Source organism: Streptomyces glomeratus, assembly GCF_021462825.1.
In the GTDB taxonomy this organism is placed as follows: Bacteria; Actinomycetota; Actinomycetes; order Streptomycetales; family Streptomycetaceae; genus Streptomyces; species Streptomyces glomeratus.
This window is the reverse complement of the sequence record NZ_JAKEEB010000031.1, coordinates 43,766-68,854: the sequence shown is the minus strand read 5'-3', so window position 1 is coordinate 68,854 and position 25,089 is coordinate 43,766. Positions and strand designations below refer to the sequence as shown.

Genomic DNA, 25,089 nt, shown 5'->3' with positions numbered 1-25,089 from the left:
GTCCCGGTTCCCTCAGTCCTTGGGTTCCTCGCCCCGCTCCCGGCGGCGCAACTCCTCCTCGCGGCGGCGCAGATCGGCCTCCCAGTCCTTCAGAAGGGCCTCGTCCTTCTTGTTCTCTTCCTTCAGCGACCTGAGGAACTCGGGATTGTCGTCGGGCGCCACCCAGCTCGCGCGGTGGTTGCGGTGCCACTCGGAGGGCGTCGAGCCGTTCACCGGCATCTGACGCACCTTGCCCGCGACAAGCCAGGCGATCGGACCGATCAGCACCTCGCCGAAGAGCAGGATGATGATGGCCCAGACCACTTTGGGCAGTGCCCGGACCTGCTCCTCGGGCGTGTTCAGGCAGTCGATGAAGGCGTATATCCACAGCGCGAGGACCAGCAGGTAGGGCAGATACCGAAACATGGTCGTGCGATCCCCCAGGAGACGGTGACGGAGCGTGGGACGGCCCCGGTGACGGGGTCAGGTTAGCCGGTACCGGATACTGGAACGCATGGCTTACGACGATCTTCGCTCCCTGCTCCGGGCGCTGGAACGCGAGGGAGACCTCAAGCGCATCAAGGCCGAGGTCGACCCCTATCTGGAGGTCGGGGAGATCGTCGACCGGGTACAGAAGTCGGGCGGGCCCGCGCTGCTCTTCGAGAACGTGCGCGGGTCGCGCATGCCGCTCGCCATGAACGTGTTCGGCACCGACCGCCGCCTGCTGAAGGCGCTCGGCCTGAAGTCGTACGGCGAGATCTCCGACAAGATCGGCGGCCTGCTTCGGCCGGAGCTGCCGCACGGGTTCGTCGGGATCCGCGAGGCCTTCGGGAAGCTCGGCGCGATGACCCATGTGCCCCCCAAGAAGGTCAAACCGGACAGCGCTCCGGTGCAGGAGGTCGTCCTGCACGGCGACGACGTCGACCTCGACGCGCTGCCCGCCCTGTTCACCTGGCCCAAGGACGGCGGCTCCTTCTTCAATCTCGGGCTCACACACACCAAGGACCCCGAGACCGGGATCCGCAACCTCGGGCTGTACCGCCTCCAGCGCCACGACAAGCGCACGATCGGCATGCACTGGCAGATCCACAAGGACAGCCGCAACCACTACCAGGTGGCGGCCCGGCGCGGCGAGAGACTGCCCGTCGCCATCGCCTTCGGGTGCCCGCCCGCCGTGACGTACGCCTCGACCGCACCGCTGCCCGGCGACATCGACGAGTACCTCTTCGCCGGGTTCATCGCGGGCCGGCGGATCGAGATGGTCGACTGCAAGACGGTCCCGCTCCAGGTCCCCGCCCAGGCCGAGGTCGTTCTGGAGGGCTGGCTCGAGCCGGGCGAGATGCTCCCCGAGGGGCCCTTCGGCGACCACACCGGCTTCTACACGCCGCAGGAGCCCTTCCCGGCCCTGAAGATCGACTGCGTCACCATGCGGAAGCGGCCGCTGCTCCAGTCGATCGTCGTGGGCCGCCCCCCGACGGAGGACGGGCCGCTGGGCCGCGCCACCGAGCGCTTCTTCCTGCCCCTCCTCAAGATCATCGTGCCGGACATCGTGGACTACCACCTCCCCGAGGCGGGCGGCTTCCACAACTGCGCGATCGTCTCGATCGACAAGAAGTACCCCAAGCACGCCCAGAAGGTGATGCACGCCATCTGGGGCGCGCACATGATGTCGCTGACGAAGCTGATCGTGGTCGTGGACTCCGACTGCGATGTGCACGATCTGCACGAGGTCGCCTGGCGTGCCCTCGGCAACACGGACTACGCCCGCGACCTCACCGTGGTCGAAGGCCCCGTCGACCACCTCGATCACGCCTCCTACCAGCAGTTCTGGGGCGGCAAGGCGGGCATCGACGCGACGGGGAAGTGGCCCGAGGAGGGCTACACGAGGGACGGCGGCTGGCCCGACATGGTCCTGTCCGACCCGGAGACGGCGGCGAAGGTGACCCGCCGCTGGAAGGAGTACGGCCTGTGAGCAGCGCCTCCGCCGCGATCCCGCAGCCAGGACGCACCAAGGCGTTCCTGCGCCTGGTGATGATCGAGCACTCCGTCTTCGCCCTGCCCTTCGCGTACATCGCCTCGCTGACCGCGATGTACCAGTGGGATCGGAACATCCACTGGGGACGGCTGCTGATGGTCACCGTCTGCATGGTGGGTCTGCGGACGTTCGCCATGGCGGTCAACCGGATCATCGACCGGGAGATCGACGCCCGGAACCCGCGCACGGCGCACCGGGAGCTGGTCACCGGGGCGATGTCGGTCCGCCACGCCTGGACCGGCGCCCTGATCGCCCTGGCGGTGTTCCTGGGCGCGGCGGCCCTGCTGAACCCGCTCTGCCTTGCCCTGGCCCCCATCGCGGTCATCCCGATGGTCGTCTACCCCTACGGCAAACGCTTCACGAACTTCCCGCAGGCCATCCTGGGTCTGGCCCAGGCGATGGGCCCGGTCGGCGGCTGGCTGGCGATCAGCGGCAGGTGGGACTGGGACGCGGTGGTCCTCGGCCTCGCGGTCGGCATCTGGATCGGCGGTTTCGACCTGATCTACGCCTGCCAGGACGTGGAGACGGACCGCGAGATCGGGGTCATGTCGGTGCCGGCCCGCTTCGGCATCCCGGTGGCGATCCGGGCCGCCCGGGTCTGCCACGCCATCGTGACGGCGCTGTTCGTGTGGTACGCGGTCGTGACCGGCGCGGGCTTCTTCTTCTGGCTCGGCCTGGTGATCGTGGCGGGCGCCTTCGTCTACGAGCACTCGATCGTGCGGCCCCACGACCTGAGCCGCCTCAATCGCGCGTTCTTCAGCGTCAACGGGTTCATCGGGATTGCCCTGTTCGTGTGTGCGCTGCTCGATCTTCTGGTTCGGGGTCTGACCGTCTGAATACGGTGCGGCCTACCATCGAGGGCAGGACCCCAGGGAGGCCACCGTGACCGTCTCGGGCATCGACCGCCTGCACTCGCAGCTCGGCAAGCTGGAGGACATGTTCCCCGGCTATGTGACGGAAATCGTCGAGGGCAGCATCGTGGTGAACCCGGTCAGGCCTTTCCACGGGAAGACGATCCAGCGGGTGTGGGCACTCCTCGAGACGCAGCTGCCGCCGGCGTGGGCCCTGGTGAGCGGTGTGGCGTTCCCGTTCGACGACGCCAATGAGTTCTGCCCGGACATCGCGGTCATCCCGGCCGAGGCGGAGGCCGAGAATCGCAGTGCGTACCCGGCCGACCTGATCGAGCTCGTCGCCGAGGTGGTCTCCCCGGAAAGCGTCCGCCGCGACTACGAGGTCAAACCCCGCTGGTACGCCTCCCGGGGCATCGCCGACTACCTGGTACTCGACCCGCTCAAGAGCCATGTCGTCACGATGTGGAACCCCGCGTCCGACGGCTACCGCGGCCGCGACGTCATCCCGTACGGCCCCGACCTGACCGTCGACTCCCCGCTCGGCAAGCTGACGCTGACGACCGGCCGCCTGCCGGTGGATCCGAAGGCGCGCGCCGTGTCCTGACCCCGGCCCCGGCCACACCGCCCGCTCAGCGGGACCTTGGCCGGTCGCCCGTGCACGACGCCGGATAGGCTCGGGGGCGTGAACCCAGTCAAGCCAGGAGAGACGCCGCGCACGCCTTGGATCGTGGGGGTTTCGGGTGCGTCGGGCACCCCCTATGCCGCCGCCGTGCTGCGCGGGCTCCTCGACGCCGGCGAGAGCGTCGATCTCGTGGTCAGCCGGGCCTCGCGGCTCACGCTGCTGGACGAGACGGGCCTGCCGTTCCGTGACGCCCACTGGCAGGACGACCTGCGGGCCTGGCTGTCCCGCGGCGCCGACGGGAAGCCCGGGACCTTCGACGTGGACATCACGGGGGTACGGCACTGGAGCTCCGGTGACCTGGCCGCCGGGCCGTCCTCGGGGTCGTATCCGGCCAAGGGGATGCTGATCGTGCCGGCCTCGACGGCGTGCGTGGCGGGGGTCGCGCTCGGGCTGTCGAAGGACCTGCTGCAACGGGCGGCGAGCGTGACGCTGAAGGAGGGCCGTCCGCTGGTCGTCGCCGTACGGGAGGCCCCGCTGAACGGTCAGACCCTGCGGCACCTGGTGACGCTGGACGACGCGGGCGCGGTCGTGGTGCCCGCCTCGCCCGCCTTCTACGCCGGGGCCACGCACATCCAGGACCTGGTGGACTTCGTGGCCGGGCGGGTGCTCGATGCGGTGGGCGTCGAACACCGGCTCTACCGGCGCTGGAAGGGCGAGCTGGGCGGCGGAAGCCGTACGACCTGAGGCCCGGCCGCACGTCGGCCGACAGCGGTACCCCCTGACTTTCGGGTCTCTTTCAGACCTGATCAGACCTCTCAAGACCTCTCAAGACCTCTTCAGTGGAAGGCATCGATCGCATGGACGCGGTGGACAGGCAGCTCATCCAGGCCCTGAGGGAGAACGGGCGGGCCTCCTACGCCGAGCTGGGGCGCCTCGTCGGCCTGTCCGGGCCCAGCGTCACCGACCGCATCAACCGCCTCGAGGCGGCCGGTGTCATCACCGGTTACCGTGCGACCGTCAACGCCGCCTCCCTCGGCCTCGGGGTCACCGCCCTCATCGGCATCTCGCTCTCCGACGCCGCCGACCACGAGGACGTGGCGCACCGGCTGAAGGACCTTCAGGAGATCGAGGACTGCTGGTTCATCGCCGGCGACGACTCGTTCATGCTCAAGGTGCGCGCGACCGACGTCGACGGCCTGGAGAAGACGATCCGCCGGCTGTCCGGCACCAAGGGCGTCTCCCGTACGCGGACCACGATCGTGCTGTCCACCAAGTGGGAGAACCGGGTGGGGGAGCTCCCCGAGACCCGCTGAGAGGCAGCGCCCGGACGAGAAGCGCCGGGTGGGGGGCGCCGGGTGGGGGGCGCCGTCCGCCCGGAGGGCGAGGGGTACGGTGGGGTGGGTTTGTCCGGAGGGAGAGGCGGAAGCATGGATGTCGGGCTCAAGCGCGAGCTGGAGGACAAGGTCCGGGCCGGTGAGCGGCTGACCCGCGAGGACGGCATCGCGCTGTACGAGTCGGACGATCTGGCCTGGCTCGGCGGTCTCGCGCACGAGGTACGGACCCGCAAGAACGGTGACGTGGTCCACTTCAACGTCAACCGTCACCTCAACATGACGAACGTGTGCACCGCGTCCTGCGCGTACTGCTCGTTCCAGCGCAAGCCGGGCGAGAAGGACGCGTACACGATGCGCATCGAGGAGGCGGTCAAGCTCGCCAAGGCGATGGAGTCGGAGAACCTCACCGAACTGCACATCGTCAACGGCCTGCACCCGAACCTGCCGTGGCGTTACTACCCGCGGTCGCTGCGCGAGCTGAAGGCCGCCCTGCCGAACGTCTCGCTGAAGGCGTTCACGGCGACGGAGATCCACCACTTCGAGACGATCTCCGGTCTTTCGGCCTCCGAGATCCTCGACGAACTCATCGACGCCGGTCTGGAGTCGCTCACCGGTGGCGGTGCCGAGATCTTCGACTGGGAGGTCCGGCAGCACATCGTCGACCACAGGACCCACTGGGAGGACTGGTCGCGCATCCACCGCCTGGCGCACGAGAAGGGTCTGAAGACTCCGTGCACCATGCTGTACGGCCATATCGAGGAGCCGCGCCACCGCGTGGACCACGTGCTGCGACTGCGTGAGCTGCAGGACGAGACGGGCGGTTTCCAGGTCTTCATCCCGCTGCGCTACCAGCACGACTTCGTGGACATGAAGGACGGCAAGGTCCGCAACCGCCTCCAGGCGCGCACCCAGATGGCGACGGGCGCCGAGGCGCTGAAGACCTTCGCGGTCTCCCGTCTGCTCTTCGACAACGTCCAGCACGTCAAGGTCTTCTGGGTGATGCACGGCGTGCAGACCGCGCAGCTGGCCCTTCAGCACGGTGCGGACGACATGGACGGCTCGGTCGTCGAGTACAAGATCACGCACGATGCGGACAACTACGGCACGCCTAACAAGCTGACCCGTGAGGACCTGCTGGACCTGATCCGTGACGCCGGTTTCCGTCCGGTGGAGCGGAACACGCGGTACGAGATCATCCGGGAGTACGAGGGCCCGGACCCGGCGCGCCGCGACGAGCCCCAGCCGATGCGGATCTGATCCCTCCCATGAGTGGGGTGAGGGGCGACACACCTTCTTGAACGCCAAACGAGGTAATAGATAGCCTCGCCCCATGCCCCTTACCTTCGTTCTGGATCCCGCCATGACCCCCGTCGTGCGCGACGGCGTGCTCGATCTGTGGACGGACGTGTCCAACGCCGACGGGGCCGTCGGGTTCGTACCGCCGGTCACCCGGGAGGTGGTACGGCCGGAGCTCGTCCGGCATCTGGCGGCGATGAGCGAGGGGCGCACCCGGCTGCTCCTCGGGTACGACACGGAGGGGCGGGTGGCCGCGAGCGCGTTCCTCAGCATGAACACGCACCGGCTGATGACGCACTGGCTGTGGCTCTACACGGTGATGGTGCACCCCCGGCACCAGGGCAAGGGTTACGGCCGCGACCTGCTGGCCGCCGCCGCGGACGCGGCCCGCGGCTTCGAGGGCATCGAGGCGATACGGCTCACCTGCCGCGGCGGCCTGGGTCTGGAGCACTTCTACGGCTCCTGCGGCTACAAGGAGGTCGGCCGGGTGCCCGGGGCGATCCGGGTGGCGCCCGGGGACGACCGCGACGACATCACGATGATGCTGCCCCTTGGATGACCGGCCGTTGGCCCGGGCGACCGGGCTGTCCCGCACCCCCCTGCAAGATCGGGCGCCGCGCGTGCTTCACTGGACGGTGACCAACAGGGGGATTCCCACGGAACGGAAGAGTGGATAGAGATGCTCCGCTACACGCTGATGCGCCTCGGTATCCTCGCGGGCTGCCTCGTCGTCGTCTGGGCCCTCGTCTACTCCGGTCTCGCCCCGCGCGGCCTCGGCGCCTCCAACGGCCTGTGGATCGTCCTGCTCGCCCTGGTGATCTCGGCCCCGATCAGCTTCGTGGTGCTGCGTGGAGAGCGCGACCGGGCCTCCGTGGAGATCGCGCAGAAGGTCGACCGTATGAAGGCCGGCCTCGAGGCGAACCGCGCCCAGGAGGACGTGGACGACGACGCGGCGCGCGCACAGGGCCAGACTTCGTGAGCTGAAGCCCCCGTGGCGGGCTGATCGTGCTCTTGCCCGTATGGGTTCCGCGAAGACCCTCGGCCGACGCGGCCACACGGCCGCGTCCATGGACGAGATCGCCGAACTGGCGGGCGCGTCCAAGCCGTTGGTGTATCTGTACCTGAACTCCAAGGAAGACCTCTTCACGGCCTGTATCCGCCGCGAGACCGCCGCGCTCACGGCGGCCGTGCGCTCCGGCGTGCGGACGGGGCTGCGCACGGCGAACCCTTCGCGCCGAGGTCGCCCCGGTGCGCCGGGGGATCGTCGCGTCCGTGACCCGTCTGATCGCCGTCGCGGCGCATGAGGCGTTCCCGGTCGCCCCCGGACCACGACTAGGTGCCCCCCGGCGGGTGCCCCTCCCGGCCGTCGCCGTCGCCGTCGCCCTCGGCGGGCGGGTGCCCCTCCCCGCCGTCGCCGTCCGCCGGCTGGTGCGGGGGCCGGTCGAAATGGACCGTGATCTTCTCGAAGCCCTTGAAGGACTGCGTCGCCGCGTACGACCGGTAGGCGCGCAGATCGCCCGAGCTGAGGTGGACACGGTCGGTGAACGGGCTCAGCAGGCTGCGGGGCCACAGCCGCAGGCACCGCACCGCACAGATCTCCGCCGTGCCGAGGTACACCAGCGCGCCGAGGTAGAGCCAGGCGATCAGGCCGAGCACGATCCCGAAGAACCCGTACGTCGCCGTGGCGCCCCTCAGGACGTGGCCGACGTAGTACGAGCCGCCCCACTGGAGCACCTGCCAGGCGCAGGCACCGGCCAGGGCCGGGGCGTACATCAGGCGTACCGGCAGCCGGCGGCGCGCCAGGATGCGGTAGCTGAGCATCAGCAGACAGGCGTTGAGCACGACCGCCGTGGCCGCGGCGGCGACGCGCACGCCGACCGCCAGCCGGGCGCCGAACACACTGGCCGCGGACTCACCGGCGGACAGGGCCGTGGTGACACAGAGCCCGAGCGCGAGCAGCGACAGGAACTTCAGCCCCTTCAGCCGCGAGCGCAGCGGGTCGGGACGGGCGTGGCGGGGCACCGCGAAGATCTTGTTCAGGGCGAGCTGGGCGGCCTGCGCGATGCCCAGGGCGCCGTAGAGACTGGCCGCGATACCCACACCGATGGCGATACCACTCCCGTGGAAGGAGTGGATGTTGTGACCGAGCTGGTCGCCGATCACCGGGAACTCGCTCAGTGCCGAGTCCAGCAGCGCCTGCTGGAGGTGCGGGTTGCCGCTGAGCATGGAACCGAGCAGGGCCACGAGGAAGAGCAGCAGCGGGAACAGGGACAGAAAACCGTAGTACGTCAAAAGTGCGGTGAGATATGCGGCCTGGTCGTCGAAGAACTTGTAGGCCACGGCCAGAGAAAAGCCCGCCCAGCGATGCCGTCGCTGGTAACCGTCGATACGGGCCAGCACACCCATGTCCCTTCCCGTACCCCTGTGAGCTGGACCCATGCGGATTCCGGGTCGTGCCGGCTATGGGTCTCCGCCGGGGTTTCCGGCCGGGTCCGGCCGGGTTCGTGCGGAGTTCCGGCCGTGGTTCCTGCGAAGTTCCGGCCGCGCTTCCCGAGGAGTTCCGGCCGGTGTTCCAGGGGCTCTTCCGGCAGTGATTCCGCCGTTCCCAGGGGTTTCCGCCGTTCCCGGCCGGCGATTCCCGCTTTCTGGGGAGGTGTCCCACCGGTTTTCCGCTCCGGCCCTGAGGGTTTCCGCCCGGAATTTCCGACTTCCCGGTGGCGCGCGGGGCTCACTCCCGCAGGTTCCGCAGCTCTCCGCGAAGGTGGAGCCTGTTCCCGCCGCGCAGTTCGAATCGTCCCCCGTCGGCCGCGTACGTCACGGTGCCCGGCAGCAGGACGGGTGCCCTGAACTCGGCACGCAGGTGCACGGCGGAGCCGGCGGCCGACTGCTCGGCGAGGCATCGGGCGACGGCCCACATGCCGTGCGCGATCGCCCTCTGGAAGCCGAACGGACGGGCGGTGAGGGGGTGCAGATGGATGGGGTTGCGGTCCCCGGAGACCGCCGCATAGCGCCGCCCGACGTCGTCGGCGAGGCGCCACTCGGCGAGGGCGGGAAGGACGGACCGGCCGGACGGCGGTGCCCCGGCCGGGGCGGTGGTGCGGTGCCGGGCGAGATAGGTACTGGCCGACTCCCACACCAGCCGCTCCCCGGCGTGGACCTCGGTGACGACGACGGCCTCCGTGCCGCGCCGGTGGGGCAGGAGTTCCCGCACCCGCACGCCGATGTCGTACTCCTCGTCCGGGGCGAGCGGCGCGCGCTGGGTGATCTCGACGGACGTGTGCACAAGACCGACGAGGGGAAGCGGGAACCGCCGGCTCGCCATGATCCGCAGGGCGAGCGGAAAGCCGAGGACATGGGGGTAGGTGGCAGGCAGCGCCTCCGCCCCGGTCGGGAACCCGCAGACGCGCTCATAGGCGGCGAGCCGGCCCGAGTCGATCCGCACGCCGGGCAGGAGGAGCCGGACCCTGGGGAAGGGTGCGTCGGGCTGGGGGCGCTTGAAAGGGGAGAGAAGAGCGCCACGGGCCAGCAGCGGACCCGGCGCCGGGGAGCCGGTGAGGACGGTCATGGCCTACGCCCCCCGAACTCTCTGGCCGCATGGCGGTCGGTCATCGTCCGGCTCCGAGCTCGTTCGACGGTTTACTGCCGAGTAAGGTTACCGCGGGTAAGGCTATGTCGGTCCCGGATCGGGTGCGCAGGCGGTTCCCGCGCCCTCGGACCGCACCCCGCCGCAGGTGAACGCGGAGGCTGCACACGCCCGTCCCCGGACCGTCCCCGAACCCGCACAGACTCCCCACGCGGGCCCCGTACCATCCGGGTCCGAACCGGCGGTAACAGCGAGCCGCGCCGCCGATGAACGTCTCCGTGCGCCCAGCGCGTACCTCATGCAGCGAAGCAGTGCACCGCTGCAGGCCCCAGGAGCTGCCCATGCCCATCTCGTACTCGTCCGCTCCCGTCCCCACGGCCCCGGCCGATCTCGACCACGACGGCGGCCCGGTGCTCGTGGAGCCGGAGATCCGGCGGCTGAACGGTGAGGTGCGGGAGGCCTATGTGCCCCCACTCGTGCCGCAGGTGACCCATGGCTCGCTCGCCGACCTGCCGTTCGAGAACGCGGCCGAGGTGCCAGGCCACCGCGTCCTCAGCCGCCGTGACGCGGACGGCGGCTGGACGGACGTGACGGCTGCTCAATTCGCCGGCCAGATCCTCGCCCTGGCGAAGGGACTGATCTCCGAGGGCCTGATGCCGGGCGACCGGATCGCGGTCATGGCGCGCACGGCGTACGAGTGGACGCTGCTGGACTTCGCGGCCTGGGCGGCGGGCCTGGTGACGGTCCCCGTCTACCCCACCTCCTCCGTCTTCCAGACCCGCTGGATCCTCCAGGACGCGGGCGTCGTGGCACTGGTGACGGAGACCGTGGGCCAGGCGGCGGCCCTCGGCCCGGAGCGCCCCCACATGCCCGACCTGCGCCATGTGTGGGTGATGGAGAAGGGGCATGTCGACCGCCTGGCGGAACTGGGGCAGCCGCTCCCGGACCAGGAGGTCTCCGTCCGCAGGGGCGTTCTGGGCCCGGACACCCTGGCCACCCTCGTCTACACCTCCGGCACGACGGGCCGCCCCAAGGGCTGCGCGCTGACGCACGGCAACTTCCTCGCCGAGGTCGACAACGCCACCGAACTCCTCCACCCCATCTTCAGCGCGAAGAGCAGCGACGAGCCGTCCACACTGCTCTTCCTGCCCCTGTCGCACGTCTTCGGCCGGATGGTGGCGGTCGCGTGCATCCGCGCCCGGGTACGGCTCGGCCACGCGCCGAGTCTCAAGGCGCAGGACCTGCTGGCCGACCTGGCGAGTTTCCGGCCGACCTTCCTGCTGGCCATCCCGTACATGCTGGAGAAGATCTACAACAACGCGCGGGCCGCCGCCGAACGCGGCGGCCGGGCGACGCTGTTCGACCGTGCGGCGGACGTGGCCCGCCGCTACGGCGAGGCGACGGAGGCCCGGCAGCACGGCACCGGCCCCGGCCCCGGCCGCGCCCTGAAGACGGCGCGCGCCTTCTACGACCCCCTGGTCTACCGCCGCATCCGCAACGCCCTGGGCGGCAGGGTCCGCCATGTCATCTGCGGCGGCTCCCCGCTGGGCCACCGCCTCGCCGCCTTCTACGCGGGCGCCGGCATAGGCATCTACGAGGGGTACGGCCTGACGGAGACGACCGGCGCCGCCACCGTGACCCCACCGCTCAGACCCCGGCTCGGCACGGTGGGCTGGCCGCTGCCCGGCACAAGGGTGCGCATCGCCGCGGACGGTGAGGTGCTGCTCTCCGGCGGCCAGGTCTTCCGCGGCTACTGGGACCCCCGCGCCGGCGGGGTGGTCCCGGCCGGCGCCGACGGCTGGTTCCCCACGGGTGACATCGGCCGCCTGGACGACGAGGGGTACCTCACGATCACGGGCAGGAAGAAGGAGATCCTGATCACCGCGGGCGGCAAGAACGTGGCCCCGGCGCCCCTGGAGAACTGGCTCCGCTCCCACCCCCTGATCTCCCAGTGCCTCGTCCTCGGCGACGGCCGCCCCTATGTCACCGCACTGATCACCCTGGACCCCGACGGGATCGCGCACTGGCGCCAGATGATCGGCAAGCACCCGGTGCCGCCGGAACTCCTCTGCCATGACGAGGAGTTGCACCGCGTCCTGCAACGCGCGGTGGACGAGGCGAACAAGCTGGTCTCCCGCCCCGAGTCCATCCGCCGCTTCGCGGTCCTTCCCGTGGACTTCACGGAGGAGGCGGGCCACCTGACCCCGTCGATGAAGCTCCGCCGGGAGACGATCCTGCGGGAATTCGCCCGGGAGGTGGAAGGGCTGTACGTGCCGTAGGAGCCCCTCACCCGATCCACCGACGACCGCTTAGCCCAGCTGGCCCCGGGCGGCGGCGCCGCTCGCCGGTCTGCTGGGGACTGCGTGCTTCCATCCCGTCAGGAGGCGCGCATGATGGCTGAGCACCGACCCGAAGAGTCCCACGCGGGCACAGGTACGTCACGGCGACGGATCGTGGCCGCGACCACCCTGGCGCCGCTGCTGGCCGGAGCGACCGCCGCCGCCTGCGCCAAGGCCACCGAGACGGCGAAGGGCCGGCTGCGGGAGCCGATTCGTCCCGTGCGCACCGTCCTGTCGGACTGGAAGGGCGTTGCCGGCACGCTCGGCCGGGCGGGCGACATGAAGCGGAACCTGATGTACCACACGGGTTTCCCCCGCCGGGATCTCACCGTCGTCTCCCGCGGCGTCCGCGTCGAACCCGCGCTCGCCCTGGCGTCGCACATGGCCTTCGTCCGCTATTCCGACGGCGGCACGATGGTGATGGGCGACATGGTGGTCACCGAGGGGGAGGTCCAGGGGTTCGCCGACGTCCTGCATCGGCAGGGCATCGAGCAGACCGCGCTCCACAAGCACCTGCTCTCCCAGAGCCCCGACGTCTGGTGGGTGCACGTCCACGGGCACGGCCGTGACCCGGTGGCCCTCGCCCGGGGCCTGCGCGCGGCGCTCGACCGCACCGGCACCCCGCCCCCGGGGCACGCCCCGCCTCCCGCCCGGCCGCGCCCGGTCGACCTGGACACCGCAGGCATCGACGCCGCCCTGGGCGTCAAGGGCAGCGTCGACGACGGGGTCTACAAAAGTCTCTTCGTCCGCCGGGAGACCGTCGTCGACGGCGATCTGGTGCTGCCCCCCGGCCTGGGCTCCACGACCGCGATCAACTGGCAGCCGCTGGGCGGCGGCCGGGCCGCCGTCAGCGGCGACTGCTGCCTGATCGCCGGGGAGGTCCAGGACGCCCTCGTCGCCCTGCGGCGGGCCGGGGCCGAACTCGTCGAACTCCACCACCACGGACTGCGGGACGAACCCCGCCTGTTCTTCGTCCACTTCTGGGCCGTCGGCGACGCCCTGAAACTCGCCCGGGGCCTGCGCGCCGCGGTGGCCGCCACCAACGTCAGGCCGCTGACCGAGGGCTGACGGCACACCACGGCACACCGAAGGCCGCTCGAAACGGAGACCGCACGATGACCCGAGGCAACGAACCCCTCCTGTGCCCGTTCGACTTCAGCGAGGGCCTGGAGTTCGATCCCTCGCTGGCGAAGCTCATGGCCCGCGACTCCCTCACCCGTATCCGGCTGCCGTACGGCGACGGTGACGCCTGGCTGGTCACCGGGTTCGAGGGGGTGCGGCAGGTGACCAGCGACCAGCGGTTCAGCCGGGCGGCGATCATCGGCACCGACTACCCCCGGCTGACGCCCGAGCCGATCGTCTCCCCGGAGTCGATCAATGTGATGGACCCACCGCACAGCAGCCGGCTGCGCCACCTCGCCTCCCAGGCGTTCTCCCAGCGGCAGGTGGAGCGGATGCGGCAGCGCATCACCCGGCTCGCGGACACCCTGCTCGACGAGATGGAGGCGCAGGGGCCGCCGGCGGACCTGGTCGAGCATCTGTCGAACCCGCTGCCCCGGCGCACCATCTTCGACGTCCTCGGCATCCCCGAGGAGGACTGGGAGCGGATGCAGGAGCACGTCCACCAGCTGCTCGCCACCGGTCCGGACAGCCGTGAGAGGGCCGCGGCCGCCAAGGCCGAGCTGCGGGCCTACTTCGGCGAACAGGTCGAACAGCGCCGGCGTGCCCCCGGCCCCGACCTGATCAGCGCGCTCGCCGCGGCGAGAGAGGGACAGGACGCGCTCGACGACCAGGAGCTCGCGGTCATGGCGCTGACGCTGGTGCTCAGCGGGCAGGACACGGCCACCTGCCAGATCAGCGACATCGCCTATCTGCTGCTGACCCGCCCCGCCCTGATGAAGCGTCTGCGCAGCCGGCCGGACACCCTTCCGGCCGTGCTGCACGAAGTCCTGCGCTACATCCCCTTCCGCAAGGGGGTCGGCATTCCCCGGGTGGCGCTGGAGGACGTGGAGATCGACGGCGTACGGATCCGGGCGGGCGACTACGTCCATGTGTCGTATCTGACGGCGAACCGCGACCCGGAGCGCTACCCCGACCCGGACGCCATCGACCCGGACCGCCCTGCCCTGCCCCATATGACCTTCGGCTGGGGCGGCCATCGGTGCATCGCCGTACCGATGGCCATGGCGGAACTGGAAGTGGCCGTCGGACGGCTCCTGGAACGCTTCCCGGAACTGCGGCTCGCGGTACCGCCGGGGGAGATCCGCTGGGACACGGAGACGATCCGCCGCTTCCCGCTGGAGCTGCCGGTGGAGTGGTAGCGGCGACCGCCCACCGCCGGGACGGCTCAGTCGAGCAGGCCGGAGGCCGTCAGCAGGCGGGTCAGATCGGTACGGGAGCGGACCTGCAACTTGCGGTAGATACGGGTGAGGTGCGCCTCCACCGTCTTGCGGGACACGAACAGCGACGCCGCCGCCTCCACGTTGTTCAGTCCCCGGGCCACCGCCCGCGACACCTGGAACTCCTGCGGTGTCAGCAGGGAGAGCGCGTCGCCCGCCGGCTGACGGCCGGCCGTCACCGTGCCGCCCGTGGCGGCCAGTTCGCTCGCCGCCCGCCGCGCCCAGGGCTCCGCTCCCAGCCGCTGGAAGCAGGCCAGGGCGGCCGTCAGGGGGGCGCGGGCGGCGGCCGGGCGGCGGTGGCGGCGCAGTACCTCCGCCTCGCACAGCTGGGTGCGGGCGAGGTCGAAGGGTCCCGTGGTGCGTCCGTGGGCGTCCAGCGCGTGGGCGAAGTGCGCCTCCGCCTCCTCGGCCGTGGCCGCCAGCAGGCCCCGGCAGCGGGCGGCGGCCGCCTCCGCCGATGCCAGGCCCGTCTCCCGGGCCCGCTCCTCCAGCCAGGCCGTCACCTCGTCGGCCCGGTCCGGGCGGCCGGCCCGCAGCTGTGCCTCCGCCAGGTCGGCCGCGAACGGGACGACCTCCGGATTGCCGATGCCCTGTTCCCGTGCCAGTGCGAGGGTCTGTTCCAGTTGGCCGGCGGCCGTCTCGTGGTCACCGTGGGTCAGGGCCGCCAGCCCGAGGACCGCCGTCAGATGGAACTCCTGGCAGCCGATGCCGTGTGTCCCGCACTCCCGGCGCGCGTGCGCCACATGTTCCTCCACGGCCACCCGGTCGCCGCGCAGCGCCTCCAGCCGGGCCAGGCCGTACAGGGTGTAGCTGACGCACGTGAGCTGGCCCAGCTCCTCCGCCCAGCGCAGGGACTCGGTCAGGTCACCGCGCGCCGAGGCCCACTGGCCGATGCGGGTCTCCAGCTCGCCGCGCACCGCCAGGGTGAAGGCCAGCACGCCCACCGCGCTGTGGCGGCGCGCCGACTCCACCGCCGTGTTGAGCAGCCGGCGCCCCCCGGTGAACTCCTCCGCCCTGCTCCACGCCTGCCCGGCGATGGCGTACACCGGCTGGTCGCGTACGGGGTCCCCGGCGCCGTCCCGGTCCGCGGCCCGAAGCATCGCCGTGCCCCGTGCCACCTGCCCGGCCATGACGAGCGCCGCGCCGAGCATGGTCTGGCTCAGCCAGCGGTCCCGCCCCCTCGGCGCGGCGAGCGCCACGGACTGCTCGGCGACCCTGATCGCCGCCGGGACATGCCCGTCCAGGCGGGCGGGGGCGGTCGCCTCGGCCAGCAGTACGCAGGCGCGCGCGGGATCGGTCGCGCGTACGGCGTCCGCGGCGTCCAGCAGCAGGCCGTACGCCCGGGCCGGCTCACCCTTCCAGGTGTACATGCGGCCCAGCAGGGCCTGGATGTCCGCGCGCACCGCCGCGTCGGGCGTGATCCGCAGGGCTTCCTCGCACCACGGCGGGCCGTACGGCGATCCGCTCAGCAGGGCGTCGGAGGCGGCGCGGTGCAGCCGCTCGGCGCGCACCGCGGGCTCGGGGGTCAGCTCGGCGGCACGGCGCCAGGCCAGCGCGGACTCCCCGTACGCGCTGCGGCGGCGCGCCTCCAGGGCCGCCTCGGCCAGCGCCGCCGCGGCCTCCTCGTCGGGGCCCGCGCTGGCCGCCGCCCGGTACCAGGCGTGCAACGCACCCGTGCTCACCGCCGCGAGGGCGTGGAAGGCGGCGAAGCGGTGGGCGAGCGGGGCCCGGGTGAGGACCAGCGGGCGCAGCACGGGGTGGTGGAAGTCCAGGCCGTCGAGGGTGGCCCGGACCAGGCCCGCCTGTTCCGCGGGGGACAGCGCCTCCAGGGACAGGCCCGCCGCCTCCAGGGCCTTGCGCAGGGTGCCGGCGGCCGTGGAGCGGCTCGCGGCGAGCACCGCCAGGGCCCGGCGCGCGCTGTCGGGAAGATCGTCCATCCGGGCCGCCCAGGCCCGTTCGAGATGGCGGCCCAGCGAGGGCGGGGCGGGCAGCGGCTGCTCCCCGCGCACCTGCTCCGGCGTGAGGCCGGACGCCATCTCGCGCAGGGCCAGGGGGTTGCCCCCGCTGATCCGTACGAGCTCGTCGAGGACCGCGGGGGCGACCCGACGGCCCGCCTCCGCCAGCAGCGCCGCGCACTCGGCCGCCGCGAGCCCGCCCACCTGCACGGCGGGGATGCTCCGGCGTTCGCCCGACTCGCCGTGGTCCTCCCGCGAGGTGAGGGAGAGCGCGACCCGTTCGCAGGACAGGCGGCGGGCGACGAACAGCAGGACTCGCTGGGAGGACGGGTCCACCCAGTGCAGGTCGTCGACCAGGACCACCACCGGGCGTCGGTCGCCCAGGGCGGCGAGCACGTTGAGGGCGCCCATGCAGGCCGCGTACGGATTGCCCGGGGACTGGCCGGACAGCGCGAGGGACCCCTCCAGGGCGGAGCGCTGGGCCTCCGGGAGATCCCTGAAAAGGGACGAATGCGGCATGAGCAGATCGCCCAGGACGGCGAACGGCAGAACGGTCTCGGTCTCGATGCCCCGGGCCCGCAGGACGGTCGCCCGCCGGCTCGCCTGTTCGGCCGCGTAGTCCAGCAGGGCCGTCTTGCCGATGCCGGGCTCACCCCACAGCAGCAGGGCCGCCCCACCGTCCGCACCCGCCACGAGCAGGTCGTCCATCAGTCCGCGCTCGCGCTCACGCCCGACGAAACCGGCCGGTGTCCGCTGCGCCGCCGTGCCCTCGACCCGCTGCGGAGATCCCCCTCGCATATGCCACCCCCTGGCGCCCGCCCGCCTCCATCATGAGGCACGACGGGTGGGTCAAGAAGGGTGAACGCGGACACAGGTGCAGGGACTTCCCCGAAGCGGGCGGAGCGGCGTGGGGCTTGAATGGTGCTCGCACCACACCGGAATGAGGCAGGCAGAGACGGATCGCGGAGCAGGGGGAAGGGCCGATGCCGACGGCATCAGCGGGAGCCGGACCGAGGCTCGACTCGATCGAGATCAAGGTGACGTTCTCGGATGCCGGCGCGGCCGCCGCGATCGGGACGCTGGCGCCGGACCACGGGGGAGCCCGGCGCCGCGTCTACTTCTGTGAGGCCCTCGCCCGCTCCCGGGTACCCGGTGAACTGCCGCTGTGGAATGCGGGGGTGATCCTGCGGCTGCGGGACGGGGGCGGGCGAGGCGGTGACGTCACGGCCAGGCTGCGGCCGTGCCGGCGGTCCCGGATCGGCGAACGGTGGCTGGATTTCCGGGCGCAGGGGCCGGATTCCTTCGGCCTGACGGGCGACTGGTCGGGGGAGCACCGGACGCTGTCGGCGTCCTTCACGACCGACTGCGGCAGTGACGCGGTCGAGGCCGTGGCGTCCGGTGCGCAGCCGCCGTCCTGGGCCCTGTCGGAGCGGCAGCGGGCGTTCCTGGCCGACTGCGCGGACGTGCCCCTTGGCTGCGAGCCGCTGAACGTGCTGGGGCCGGTGCACTCCGTGCGCTGGGACGGTGTACGCCTGGACCACCATGAGGTGACCGTGGAGAGCTGGACCCTGGACGGTCCGCGGCCCCTGCGCTGGCTGGAGGTCTCCGAGCGGGTGCCGCCCGAGGGGGCGGAGGTCGTCCAGGCGTCCCTGGGGGCCCTCCTGCGCAGACAGGGCCTGGATCCCGATCCGGGGGAGGGGCCGAAGACCCGGCGGGTCCTGGAGGCCCTGTCACTCGGAGCCCGCCCCGCGCGGCGGATCCTCTAGTCACCGAGCGGAGACGTGGGTGATCCCGCAGAGGCCACTGGGGCCGGTGGGGCCTGTGGGGTCGTCGGCGGGGTCACTGGGGCCGTGGGGCCGCCGAGGAACTTGCGGGGGCTGCGGGGGCCGGGTGGAAAGGGACCGCCGCAAAAAAGCAGGAGCCCCCTGCGCCGGTCGGCGCGCGGGGCTCCTTGGGTACTGCTTCCGTTCCGGATCAAGCATCGGACTCAATGGGCCGCAAGGCCGTGAGCCGGGCCTGGAACCGAAGGCCGAAACTCCGGGTCAGCGACTCAGATGGCCGTGACGTTCTCCGCCTGCGGGCCCTTCGGGCCCTGGGTCACGTCGAAGCTCACCTGCTGGTTCTCCTCAAGCGAGCGGAAGCCGTTCGCGTTGATCGCGGAGTAGTGGACGAAGACGTCGGGGCCGCCGCCTTCCTGGGCGATGAATCCAAAGCCCTTTTCGGCGTTGAACCACTTCACGGTTCCGGTAGCCATAAGCCCTCCTTGGGCCCAAAGGGTTGCCCTGCTCCAGAACCTGCAAGTGTGAAAACTGAAGCGCCGCACAACTGCATGTCTCTGAAAACGACGAGAGCCCGCGGTCACATGCTCCGCAGGCTCTGTACTGCAAGGAAACCAAACTGCAACTTGCGGGCGAGCCTAGCACGCGGGCAGCCGGAAGCAATAGAGGTCAAGATCACTTCACCCAAATGTTTGAACGGGTGTGAGCTGAACTGACGACACGGTGTCGCACGCTGGAAACGGGGGTTGACTCCAGCGGTCCGGGAGGTGTCCGAGCCGCCCGGGGACCCTGAAGCAAGCACCGTACCGCACGGGGTCTAGTCTCGCGATGTGGACAATTCCCGCACCCGGCCGCGCGTCGGCCACATTCAGTTCCTGAACTGCCTGCCCCTGTACTGGGGGCTCGCGAGAACCGGAACGCTCCTGGACCTGGAGCTGACCAAGGACACTCCCGAGAAGCTCAGCGAGCAGCTGGTGCGGGGCGATCTCGACATCGGCCCGATCACCCTGGTCGAGTTCCTCAGGAATGCCGACGACCTGGTCGCCTTCCCCGATATCGCGGTCGGCTGCGACGGCCCCGTGATGTCCTGCGTGATCGTCTCCCAGGTCCCGCTGGACCGGCTCGACGGCGCCCGCGTCGCCCTCGGCTCCACCTCGCGGACCTCCGTGCGCCTCGCCCAGCTGCTGCTCGCCGAGCGGTACGGGGTGACGCCGGACTACTACACGTGCCCGCCCGACCTCAGCCTGATGATGCAGGAGGCGGAGGCCGCGGTCCTGATCGGCGACGCCGCCCTGCGCGCCAACCTCCACGACGCCCCGCACTACGGCCTCGCCGTGCACGACCTCGGCACGCTGTGGAAGGAGTGGACGGGCCTGCCGTTCGTCTTCGCGGTGTGGGCCGCCCGCCGCGACTACCTGGAGCGCGAGCCGGACTCCACCCGGCGGGTGCACGAGGCGTTCCTGGCCTCCCGCAACCTGTCCCTGGAAGAGGTCGGCAAGGTCGCCGAACAGGCGGCCCGCTGGGAGGCCTTCGACGCGCAGGTGCTGGAGCGGTACTTCACGACGCTCGACTTCCGCTTCGGGGGCCCGCAGCTGGAGGCGGTCGCCGAGTTCGCCCGGCGGGTCGGGCCGACCACGGGCTTCCCGGCGGACGTGAAGGTCGACCTCCTGCAGCCGTAGCGGGCTCCCCGCGGGCACTACCCTGCTGGGAGGTCGTACGGGGGAGGAGTGGCGCCATGCAGCCGCTGGAGGCCGGAGAACCCACCGCGGTCGGGCCCTACCGACTGCTCGGCAGGCTCGGCTCGGGCGGGATGGGCCGTGTCTACCTCGGGCGCAGCGCGGGCGGGCGCACGGTCGCGGTCAAGGTCGTGCACCCGCACTTCGCGCTGGACGAGGAGTTCCGTGCCAGGTTCCGCCGCGAGGTGGAGGCCGCGCGGCGGGTCGGCGGGGCCTGGACCGCGCCCGTGCTCGACGCGGACCCCGAGGCGCCGGTGCCGTGGGTCGCGACCGGGTACGCGGCGGGGCCGTCCCTGGCCGCCGCGGTGACGGACGGCGGGCCGCTGCCCCCGCATTCGGTACGTGCGCTGGGAGCGGGCCTCGCGGAAGCGCTGACGGCGGTGCACGGTCTCGGCCTGGTGCACCGGGACGTGAAGCCGTCCAACGTCCTGCTGACCCTCGACGGCCCGCTTCTGATCGACTTCGGTATCGCCCGGGCGACGGACGGTACGGCGTCGCTGACCTCCACGGGCGTCTCGGTCGGCTCGCCCGGCTACATGTCGCCCGAGCAGATCCTCGGCAAGGGCGTCACCGGCGCGGCGGACGTCTTCTCGCTGGGCGCGGTGCTGGCGTATGCGGCCACCGGCCGGTCCCCGTTCCCCGGCGACTCCTCGGCCGCGCTGCTGTACAAGGTCGTCCACGAGGAACCGGAACTCGGCGGTCTCGACGGCGGGTTGCGGGAACTCGTGACCGCCTGCCTCGCCAAGGACCCGGCCGCCCGGCCCGCACCGCGGGAGGTGGCCGGCAGGCTCGCACCGCAGGGCGCGGCCCGTCTGGTGACCGGCGGCTGGCTGCCGGGCCCGCTGGTGGAACAGGTGAGCCGCAAGGCCGTACAGCTGCTGAACCTGGAGGCGTCGGAGCCTGGGCCGTCGGGGCCGGTGGACTTCAGCAGGGCCTCGCTGGGCGAGCCGCCCGCGCCGGCCACGGCCCCGGCGGGTTCGTCCTCCCCGGCGCGCGAAGTACCCGTGTCCGAGGGCGGGTTCGGCCCGCCGCCCTCCGGGGCCTTCGGCCCTCCGCCCGCCATGACCGTCCCTCCGGCCCCCGTCACCCCGGTCGCCCCCGTGCCCGAGGCGCGGCCCGAGGACGCCGTACCCGGCACCGCCGACGGTCCCGGAAAGCTCTCCCTGAGCGTCGCCGCGACGTCCGTGCCCGGCACCGCCGGCCGCGGCCGGCGCCTGAGCTGCACGGTCGCCCTCGCGGTCGCCGGAGCGCTGGCCGCGGTGACGGTCGGGTCGCACTTCGTCTTCGGGCTGTTCGACGGCGGCTCCTCCGGCGGGGGCAACGCCGCCGGAGCGGCTCCCAGCCCGCCGGCCCCCAGGGGCAGCGCGTCGCAGCCGGCGGCCGGGAAAGCCGCCGTGCCCCCCTTCTACCTCGGCACCTGGGAGGGTGACGCCCTCGCGCTCGGCGGCACGCTGCCCGCGGGCACGTTCCGTCTCACCATCCGCCAGGCGGCCGCCGGCGGTGAGATCGGCACCTTCCGGTCCACCGACCAGCTCGGCGGCGTCTGCGACGACGTGCTGTTCCTGAAGCGGGCCTCGGCGCGGCAGCTCGTCGCCACGAGCGTCGCCCGCAAGTCCAATCCCTCGACGTGTACGACCGGAAGCCACGAGGTCCGTCTGACCCCCGCCGGCGCGGACCTTCGGTACGAGACGGACAACGCGGATGCCGGGAACCCGACTTCGCGGATGGGGAAGGTCAAGTAGGCCGCGGGCAAGGCCAGTCGGAGTGTCCTTCGGCGCTTACCCTGAGCGCGTGGATCTGGACCTCTGGGTGGCCGCCGGTGCCGCGGCATGGGGTGCGGGCGCCGGTGTGCTGGTGCCCCGGGCCGCGTACCGGCTCTGCGTCGAGCCCGAGCAGCCGTGGCGGGACCGGTGTCCGGACGGGCACCCGATCGACGGGTGGGTGGGACGGGCCCGGTGCACCGACGGGCGGCCCTACGGCCCCAGGACCGCCCTTGTGTGCGCGGCCACCGCCCTGGTCTGCGGCGCCCTCGCCCTCGCCACCGGCGCCCGTCCCGAGCTCGCCGTCTGGCTGCTGCTCGCCCCGGCCGGTGTGCTGCTGACGCTCGTCGACTTCCGGGTCCGGCGGCTGCCGGACGTGCTCACCCTGCCGCTCGCGGCCGCCGCGCTGGTCCTGCTCGCGGTCGCCGCGGCCCTGCCCGGGCATGCGGGGCACTGGCGTACCGCGCTTCTCGGGGCCCTGGCGCTCGGCGGCGCGTACTGCGTGCTCTTCCTCGTCAACCCGAACGGCATGGGCTTCGGCGACGTCAAGCTCGCCCTCGGGCTCGGCGGGATGCTCGGCTGGTACGGCTGGCCGACCGTGGTCCTCGGCACCTTCGCCGGGTTCCTCTTCGGCGGGCTGTACGGGCTCGGGCTCGTCCTCGCGCGGCGGGCCGGGCGGCGCACCGCGATCCCCTTCGGGCCGTTCCTCATCGCCGGCGCCCTGGTGGGACTGCTGACCGGCGCGTACGCGGCCTGACGTCGGCCCGGGGAAACCCCTGGCGTAGGCTGGCTCGGTCTGTCCACAACCCTTACGAAAGGGACGCCCGGTGACCGAGAAGGCCGACCTCACGCCCATTGATGTCACAGCCGTCCTCGAACGTGCCGCAGCCGGTGGGCGGATCACTCCGGAGGAAGCGCTCGTCCTCTACCGGGACGCCCCGCTGCACGCGCTGGGCTCCGCCGCCGACGCCGTACGCCGCCGTAAGTACGCCGGTGTCGAGCACATCGCGACGTACATCATCGAGCGGAACATCAACTACACGAACGTCTGTGTGACGGCGTGCAGGTTCTGCGCCTTCTACGCGGCTCCCAAGGACACCGCCAAGGGCTGGACCCGGGACCTCGACGACATCCTGCGCCGGTGCGCCGAGACCGTCGAACTCGGCGGCACCCAGGTCATGTTCCAGGGCGGACACCACCCGGACTACGGCGTCGAGTACTACGAGAAGCACTTCCGCGCCATCAAGGAAGCCTTCCCGCAGCTGGTCATCCACAGTCTGGGGGCGTCCGAGGTCGAGCACATGGCCCGTATCTCGGGCGTCGGCGTGGAGGAGGCCATCACCCGGATCCACGCGGCCGGACTCGACTCCTTCGCCGGAGCCGGCGCCGAACTCCTGCCCGAGCGGCCCCGCAAGGCGATCGCGCCCCTGAAGGAGAGCGGCGAGCGCTGGCTGGAGATCATGGAGACCGCGCACAACCTGGGCGTCGAGTCCACGTCCACCATGCTCATGGGCACCGGCGAGACCAACGCCGAGCGCATCGAGCATCTGCGGATGATCCGTGACGTCCAGGACCGCACGGGCGGCTTCCGGGCCTTCATCCCGTACACCTACCAGCCCGAGAACAACCATCTGAAGGGCCGCACCCAGGCGACCCTCTTCGAGTACCTGCGGATGATCGCGATCGCCCGCCTCTTCCTGGACAACGTCCGGCACATCCAGGGCTCGTGGCTGACGACCGGCAAGGAGGTCGGCCAGCTGTCCCTGCACTACGGCGCGGACGACCTCGGCTCGATCATGCTGGAGGAGAACGTCGTCTCCTCGGCCGGGGCCAAGCACCGCTCCAACCGCCAGGAGATCATCGACCTGATCCGCAAGGCGGGACGGGTGCCGGCACAGCGCTCGACGACGTACGAGCACCTCGTCGTCCACGACGACCCGGCGAACGACCCCGTCGACGAGCGGGTCGTGTCCCACATCTCGTCGACGGCGATCGAGGGGGGCACGGCCCATCCCGAGCTGAAGCTGCTCGCCTCCAACTAGGGCCCGGATGCTGACGATCCACGTTGACTCCAGGGGCCGTGCGCTCGCCGTCCGGGGCGAGTGGATCGCGGACGCCGGGCCGCTGGAGGAGGTCGCCGCCGCGCATCCGCCGGCGCGCGTGCGGGAGTGGCCCGGCATCCTCACATCGGGGCTCGTCAACCTCCACGGCACCGAGCTGCTCGAGGAGGCGTACCACCCCGATCCGCGGGAGGCCGACCGGCTGGGCACCGAGCCGCTGACCGGGGACGCGCTGGCGGCGCTGGACCTGGACGACGTCCGCTGGGGTGCGAGTGCCCGGCGCGGTGTGCAGCGGATGCTGGCGCACGGCACGGTCGCGGCGGCCTGTGAGCCGCTGCGCAACCGTGCCGTCCAGGACGCCGTCCGGCGCACCGGACTCGGGATCGTGGGCCGGTTGGGGCGCCCCGCCGGTATTCCCTCCCTCGACCCGTGCGCCTGTGGCCTGCCGCTGGAGTTCCCGCCCGCGCGCGAGCGCGGCTCCGCGGCCCGCTTCGCCGTGTTCGACGTCGCGGACGAGGCGGAGCTGGCGGAGCGCGGATCCGGTACGTGCCTGGCGACCGTCGTGGCCGGCCGCCTGGTCTACCGCCGCCGCTGAACGCCCCGCTGCCATGACGCGGTGCCCCCTGCTGCCACAATGGGGACCGTGACCCGCGCATCCCTGGACAAGCAGCCGCACGAAGTCGCCTCGATGTTCGACGACGTGGCGGAACGGTACGACGTGACGAACGACCTGCTGTCGCTGGGCCAGGACCGGGTGTGGCGCAGGGAGGTCGCGAAGGCGGTCGACGCGCGCCCCGCGCAGAAGGTCCTGGACCTGGCGGCGGGCACGGCGACCTCGTCGCTGCCCTTCACCCGTGCCGGGGCCTATGTGGTGCCCTGCGACTTCTCGCTCGGGATGCTCCGGGTCGGCAAGCGGCGGCACCCCTGGATGCCGCTCACGGCGGGCGACGCCACGCGGCTGCCGTTCCGGGACGACGTCTTCGACGCCGTGACGATCTCCTTCGGGCTGCGCAATGTGCAGGACACCGACGCGGCGCTGCGCGAGCTGTACCGGGTGACCAAGCCGGGCGGTCGCGTCGTGATCTGCGAGTTCTCGCATCCCACGTGGGCGCCCTTCCGCACCGTCTACACCGAGTACCTGATGCGCGCGCTGCCGCCGGTGGCCCGCGCGGTGTCGTCCAACCCGGAGGCGTACGTCTACCTCGCCGAGTCCATCCGCGCCTGGCCCGACCAGCCGGCCCTCGCCGAACGGCTGCGCACGGCAGGCTGGTCCAGCGTGGCCTGGCGCAACCTGACCGGTGGCATCGTCGCGCTGCACCGGGGGTTCAAGACCGGCTGACCGGGAATTCCGGGGCGCTCGGG

Annotated in this window: 24 protein-coding genes; 19 read left to right on the top strand and 5 right to left on the bottom strand. The window is 71.8% G+C overall.

Translation table 11 applies throughout. From position 1 onward, the window contains the following. Positions 1 to 12: 12 nt before the first annotated feature. Positions 13 to 405, bottom strand: coding sequence for a PLD nuclease N-terminal domain-containing protein (locus LZ604_RS27645; protein WP_234518319.1), 393 nt, complete (start codon positions 403 to 405; stop codon positions 13 to 15). Positions 406 to 493: 88 nt separating this feature from the next. Here LZ604_RS27645 and LZ604_RS27640 point away from each other — a divergent pair, with 88 nt between their 5' ends. From LZ604_RS27640 to LZ604_RS36375, 9 genes are all read left to right on the top strand, one after another. Further along, entirely contained in the window at positions 494 to 1,951 is a 1,458-nt protein-coding gene (locus LZ604_RS27640) for a menaquinone biosynthesis decarboxylase (protein ID WP_234518317.1), read from the top strand. Beyond that, positions 1,948 to 2,850 (top strand): menaquinone biosynthesis prenyltransferase MqnP, encoded by a 903-nt coding sequence (gene mqnP, locus LZ604_RS27635; protein ID WP_234518316.1) that lies wholly within the window; start codon positions 1,948 to 1,950, stop codon positions 2,848 to 2,850. Before LZ604_RS27640 ends, mqnP begins: the two co-directional genes overlap by 4 nt. Before the next feature lie 46 nt (positions 2,851 to 2,896). Continuing rightward, positions 2,897 to 3,469: a Uma2 family endonuclease gene (locus LZ604_RS27630; protein ID WP_234518315.1), complete on the top strand. Its 573-nt coding sequence runs from the start codon at positions 2,897 to 2,899 to the stop codon at positions 3,467 to 3,469. A gap of 78 nt (positions 3,470 to 3,547) precedes the next feature. Next, a complete protein-coding gene (locus tag LZ604_RS27625; protein ID WP_234518314.1) occupies positions 3,548 to 4,231 on the top strand; it encodes a UbiX family flavin prenyltransferase in 684 nt (227 codons plus the stop codon). Between the two features lie 113 nt (positions 4,232 to 4,344). After that, a complete protein-coding gene (locus LZ604_RS27620) occupies positions 4,345 to 4,800 on the top strand; it encodes an Lrp/AsnC family transcriptional regulator (RefSeq protein WP_234518313.1) in 456 nt (151 codons plus the stop codon). Between the two features lie 114 nt (positions 4,801 to 4,914). Next, positions 4,915 to 6,078 carry an aminofutalosine synthase MqnE gene (gene mqnE / locus LZ604_RS27615; protein ID WP_234518312.1) on the top strand — a complete coding sequence of 388 codons (1,164 nt, stop codon included), beginning with the start codon at positions 4,915 to 4,917 and terminating at the stop codon, positions 6,076 to 6,078. Between the two features lie 73 nt (positions 6,079 to 6,151). Continuing rightward, complete coding sequence (locus LZ604_RS27610) at positions 6,152 to 6,676, top strand: GNAT family N-acetyltransferase (protein WP_234518311.1); 525 nt, start codon at positions 6,152 to 6,154, stop codon at positions 6,674 to 6,676. Between the two features lie 120 nt (positions 6,677 to 6,796). After that, the gene (locus tag LZ604_RS27605) at positions 6,797 to 7,096 is read left to right on the top strand and encodes a DUF4229 domain-containing protein (protein WP_234518310.1); all 300 of its coding nucleotides are present in this window, start codon (positions 6,797 to 6,799) and stop codon (positions 7,094 to 7,096) included. A 40-nt stretch (positions 7,097 to 7,136) separates the two neighbouring features. Continuing rightward, positions 7,137 to 7,421 carry a TetR/AcrR family transcriptional regulator gene (locus LZ604_RS36375; RefSeq protein WP_372482211.1) on the top strand — a complete coding sequence of 95 codons (285 nt, stop codon included), beginning with the start codon at positions 7,137 to 7,139 and terminating at the stop codon, positions 7,419 to 7,421. A 28-nt stretch (positions 7,422 to 7,449) separates the two neighbouring features. On the opposite strand, the gene LZ604_RS27595 is transcribed toward LZ604_RS36375, so the two are convergent. Together LZ604_RS27595 and LZ604_RS27590 are read right to left on the bottom strand one after the other, a co-directional pair. Further along, positions 7,450 to 8,523: a YihY/virulence factor BrkB family protein gene (locus tag LZ604_RS27595; RefSeq protein ID WP_234518309.1), complete on the bottom strand. Its 1,074-nt coding sequence runs from the start codon at positions 8,521 to 8,523 to the stop codon at positions 7,450 to 7,452. Positions 8,524 to 8,845: 322 nt separating this feature from the next. Then, a complete protein-coding gene (locus LZ604_RS27590) occupies positions 8,846 to 9,682 on the bottom strand; it encodes a MaoC family dehydratase (RefSeq protein ID WP_234518308.1) in 837 nt (278 codons plus the stop codon). A gap of 359 nt (positions 9,683 to 10,041) precedes the next feature. Here LZ604_RS27590 and LZ604_RS27585 point away from each other — a divergent pair, with 359 nt between their 5' ends. The 3 genes from LZ604_RS27585 (at position 10,042) to LZ604_RS27575 (ending at position 14,360) form a co-directional block, all read left to right on the top strand. Next, complete coding sequence (locus tag LZ604_RS27585) at positions 10,042 to 11,979, top strand: AMP-dependent synthetase/ligase (RefSeq protein ID WP_234518307.1); 1,938 nt, start codon at positions 10,042 to 10,044, stop codon at positions 11,977 to 11,979. Between the two features lie 111 nt (positions 11,980 to 12,090). After that, positions 12,091 to 13,107 carry a DUF1259 domain-containing protein gene (locus tag LZ604_RS27580; RefSeq protein WP_234518305.1) on the top strand — a complete coding sequence of 339 codons (1,017 nt, stop codon included), beginning with the start codon at positions 12,091 to 12,093 and terminating at the stop codon, positions 13,105 to 13,107. Positions 13,108 to 13,154: 47 nt separating this feature from the next. Further along, on the top strand, positions 13,155 to 14,360 hold the full coding sequence (locus LZ604_RS27575; RefSeq protein ID WP_234518303.1) for a cytochrome P450: 1,206 nt from the start codon (positions 13,155 to 13,157) through the stop codon (positions 14,358 to 14,360). Positions 14,361 to 14,386: 26 nt separating this feature from the next. Here the strand turns inward: LZ604_RS27575 and LZ604_RS35840 are convergent, their stop codons facing one another. Then, positions 14,387 to 17,191 (bottom strand): AAA family ATPase, encoded by a 2,805-nt coding sequence (locus tag LZ604_RS35840; RefSeq protein ID WP_267971896.1) that lies wholly within the window; start codon positions 17,189 to 17,191, stop codon positions 14,387 to 14,389. A gap of 185 nt (positions 17,192 to 17,376) precedes the next feature. On the opposite strand from LZ604_RS35840, the gene LZ604_RS27560 reads away from it, so the two are divergent. Continuing rightward, entirely contained in the window at positions 17,377 to 18,159 is a 783-nt protein-coding gene (locus LZ604_RS27560) for a hypothetical protein (protein WP_234518301.1), read from the top strand. A gap of 284 nt (positions 18,160 to 18,443) precedes the next feature. Here the strand turns inward: LZ604_RS27560 and LZ604_RS27555 are convergent, their stop codons facing one another. Next, positions 18,444 to 18,647 carry a cold-shock protein gene (locus tag LZ604_RS27555; protein ID WP_043442843.1) on the bottom strand — a complete coding sequence of 68 codons (204 nt, stop codon included), beginning with the start codon at positions 18,645 to 18,647 and terminating at the stop codon, positions 18,444 to 18,446. Between the two features lie 354 nt (positions 18,648 to 19,001). Here LZ604_RS27555 and LZ604_RS27550 point away from each other — a divergent pair, with 354 nt between their 5' ends. From LZ604_RS27550 to LZ604_RS27525, 6 genes are all read left to right on the top strand, one after another. After that, on the top strand, positions 19,002 to 19,850 hold the full coding sequence (locus tag LZ604_RS27550; protein WP_234518300.1) for a menaquinone biosynthetic enzyme MqnA/MqnD family protein: 849 nt from the start codon (positions 19,002 to 19,004) through the stop codon (positions 19,848 to 19,850). Positions 19,851 to 19,906: 56 nt separating this feature from the next. Continuing rightward, positions 19,907 to 21,649 (top strand): serine/threonine-protein kinase, encoded by a 1,743-nt coding sequence (locus tag LZ604_RS27545; RefSeq protein ID WP_234518299.1) that lies wholly within the window; start codon positions 19,907 to 19,909, stop codon positions 21,647 to 21,649. A gap of 49 nt (positions 21,650 to 21,698) precedes the next feature. Continuing rightward, complete coding sequence (locus LZ604_RS27540) at positions 21,699 to 22,424, top strand: prepilin peptidase (protein ID WP_234518298.1); 726 nt, start codon at positions 21,699 to 21,701, stop codon at positions 22,422 to 22,424. 70 nt (positions 22,425 to 22,494) lie between these two features. Continuing rightward, positions 22,495 to 23,709, top strand: a complete 1,215-nt coding sequence (mqnC, locus tag LZ604_RS27535) for a cyclic dehypoxanthinyl futalosine synthase (protein WP_234518297.1) — start codon at positions 22,495 to 22,497, stop codon at positions 23,707 to 23,709. A 7-nt stretch (positions 23,710 to 23,716) separates the two neighbouring features. Further along, positions 23,717 to 24,322 carry an amidohydrolase family protein gene (locus LZ604_RS27530; RefSeq protein ID WP_234518296.1) on the top strand — a complete coding sequence of 202 codons (606 nt, stop codon included), beginning with the start codon at positions 23,717 to 23,719 and terminating at the stop codon, positions 24,320 to 24,322. A 48-nt stretch (positions 24,323 to 24,370) separates the two neighbouring features. After that, entirely contained in the window at positions 24,371 to 25,066 is a 696-nt protein-coding gene (locus LZ604_RS27525; protein ID WP_234518295.1) for a demethylmenaquinone methyltransferase, read from the top strand. Positions 25,067 to 25,089 lie beyond the last annotated feature (23 nt).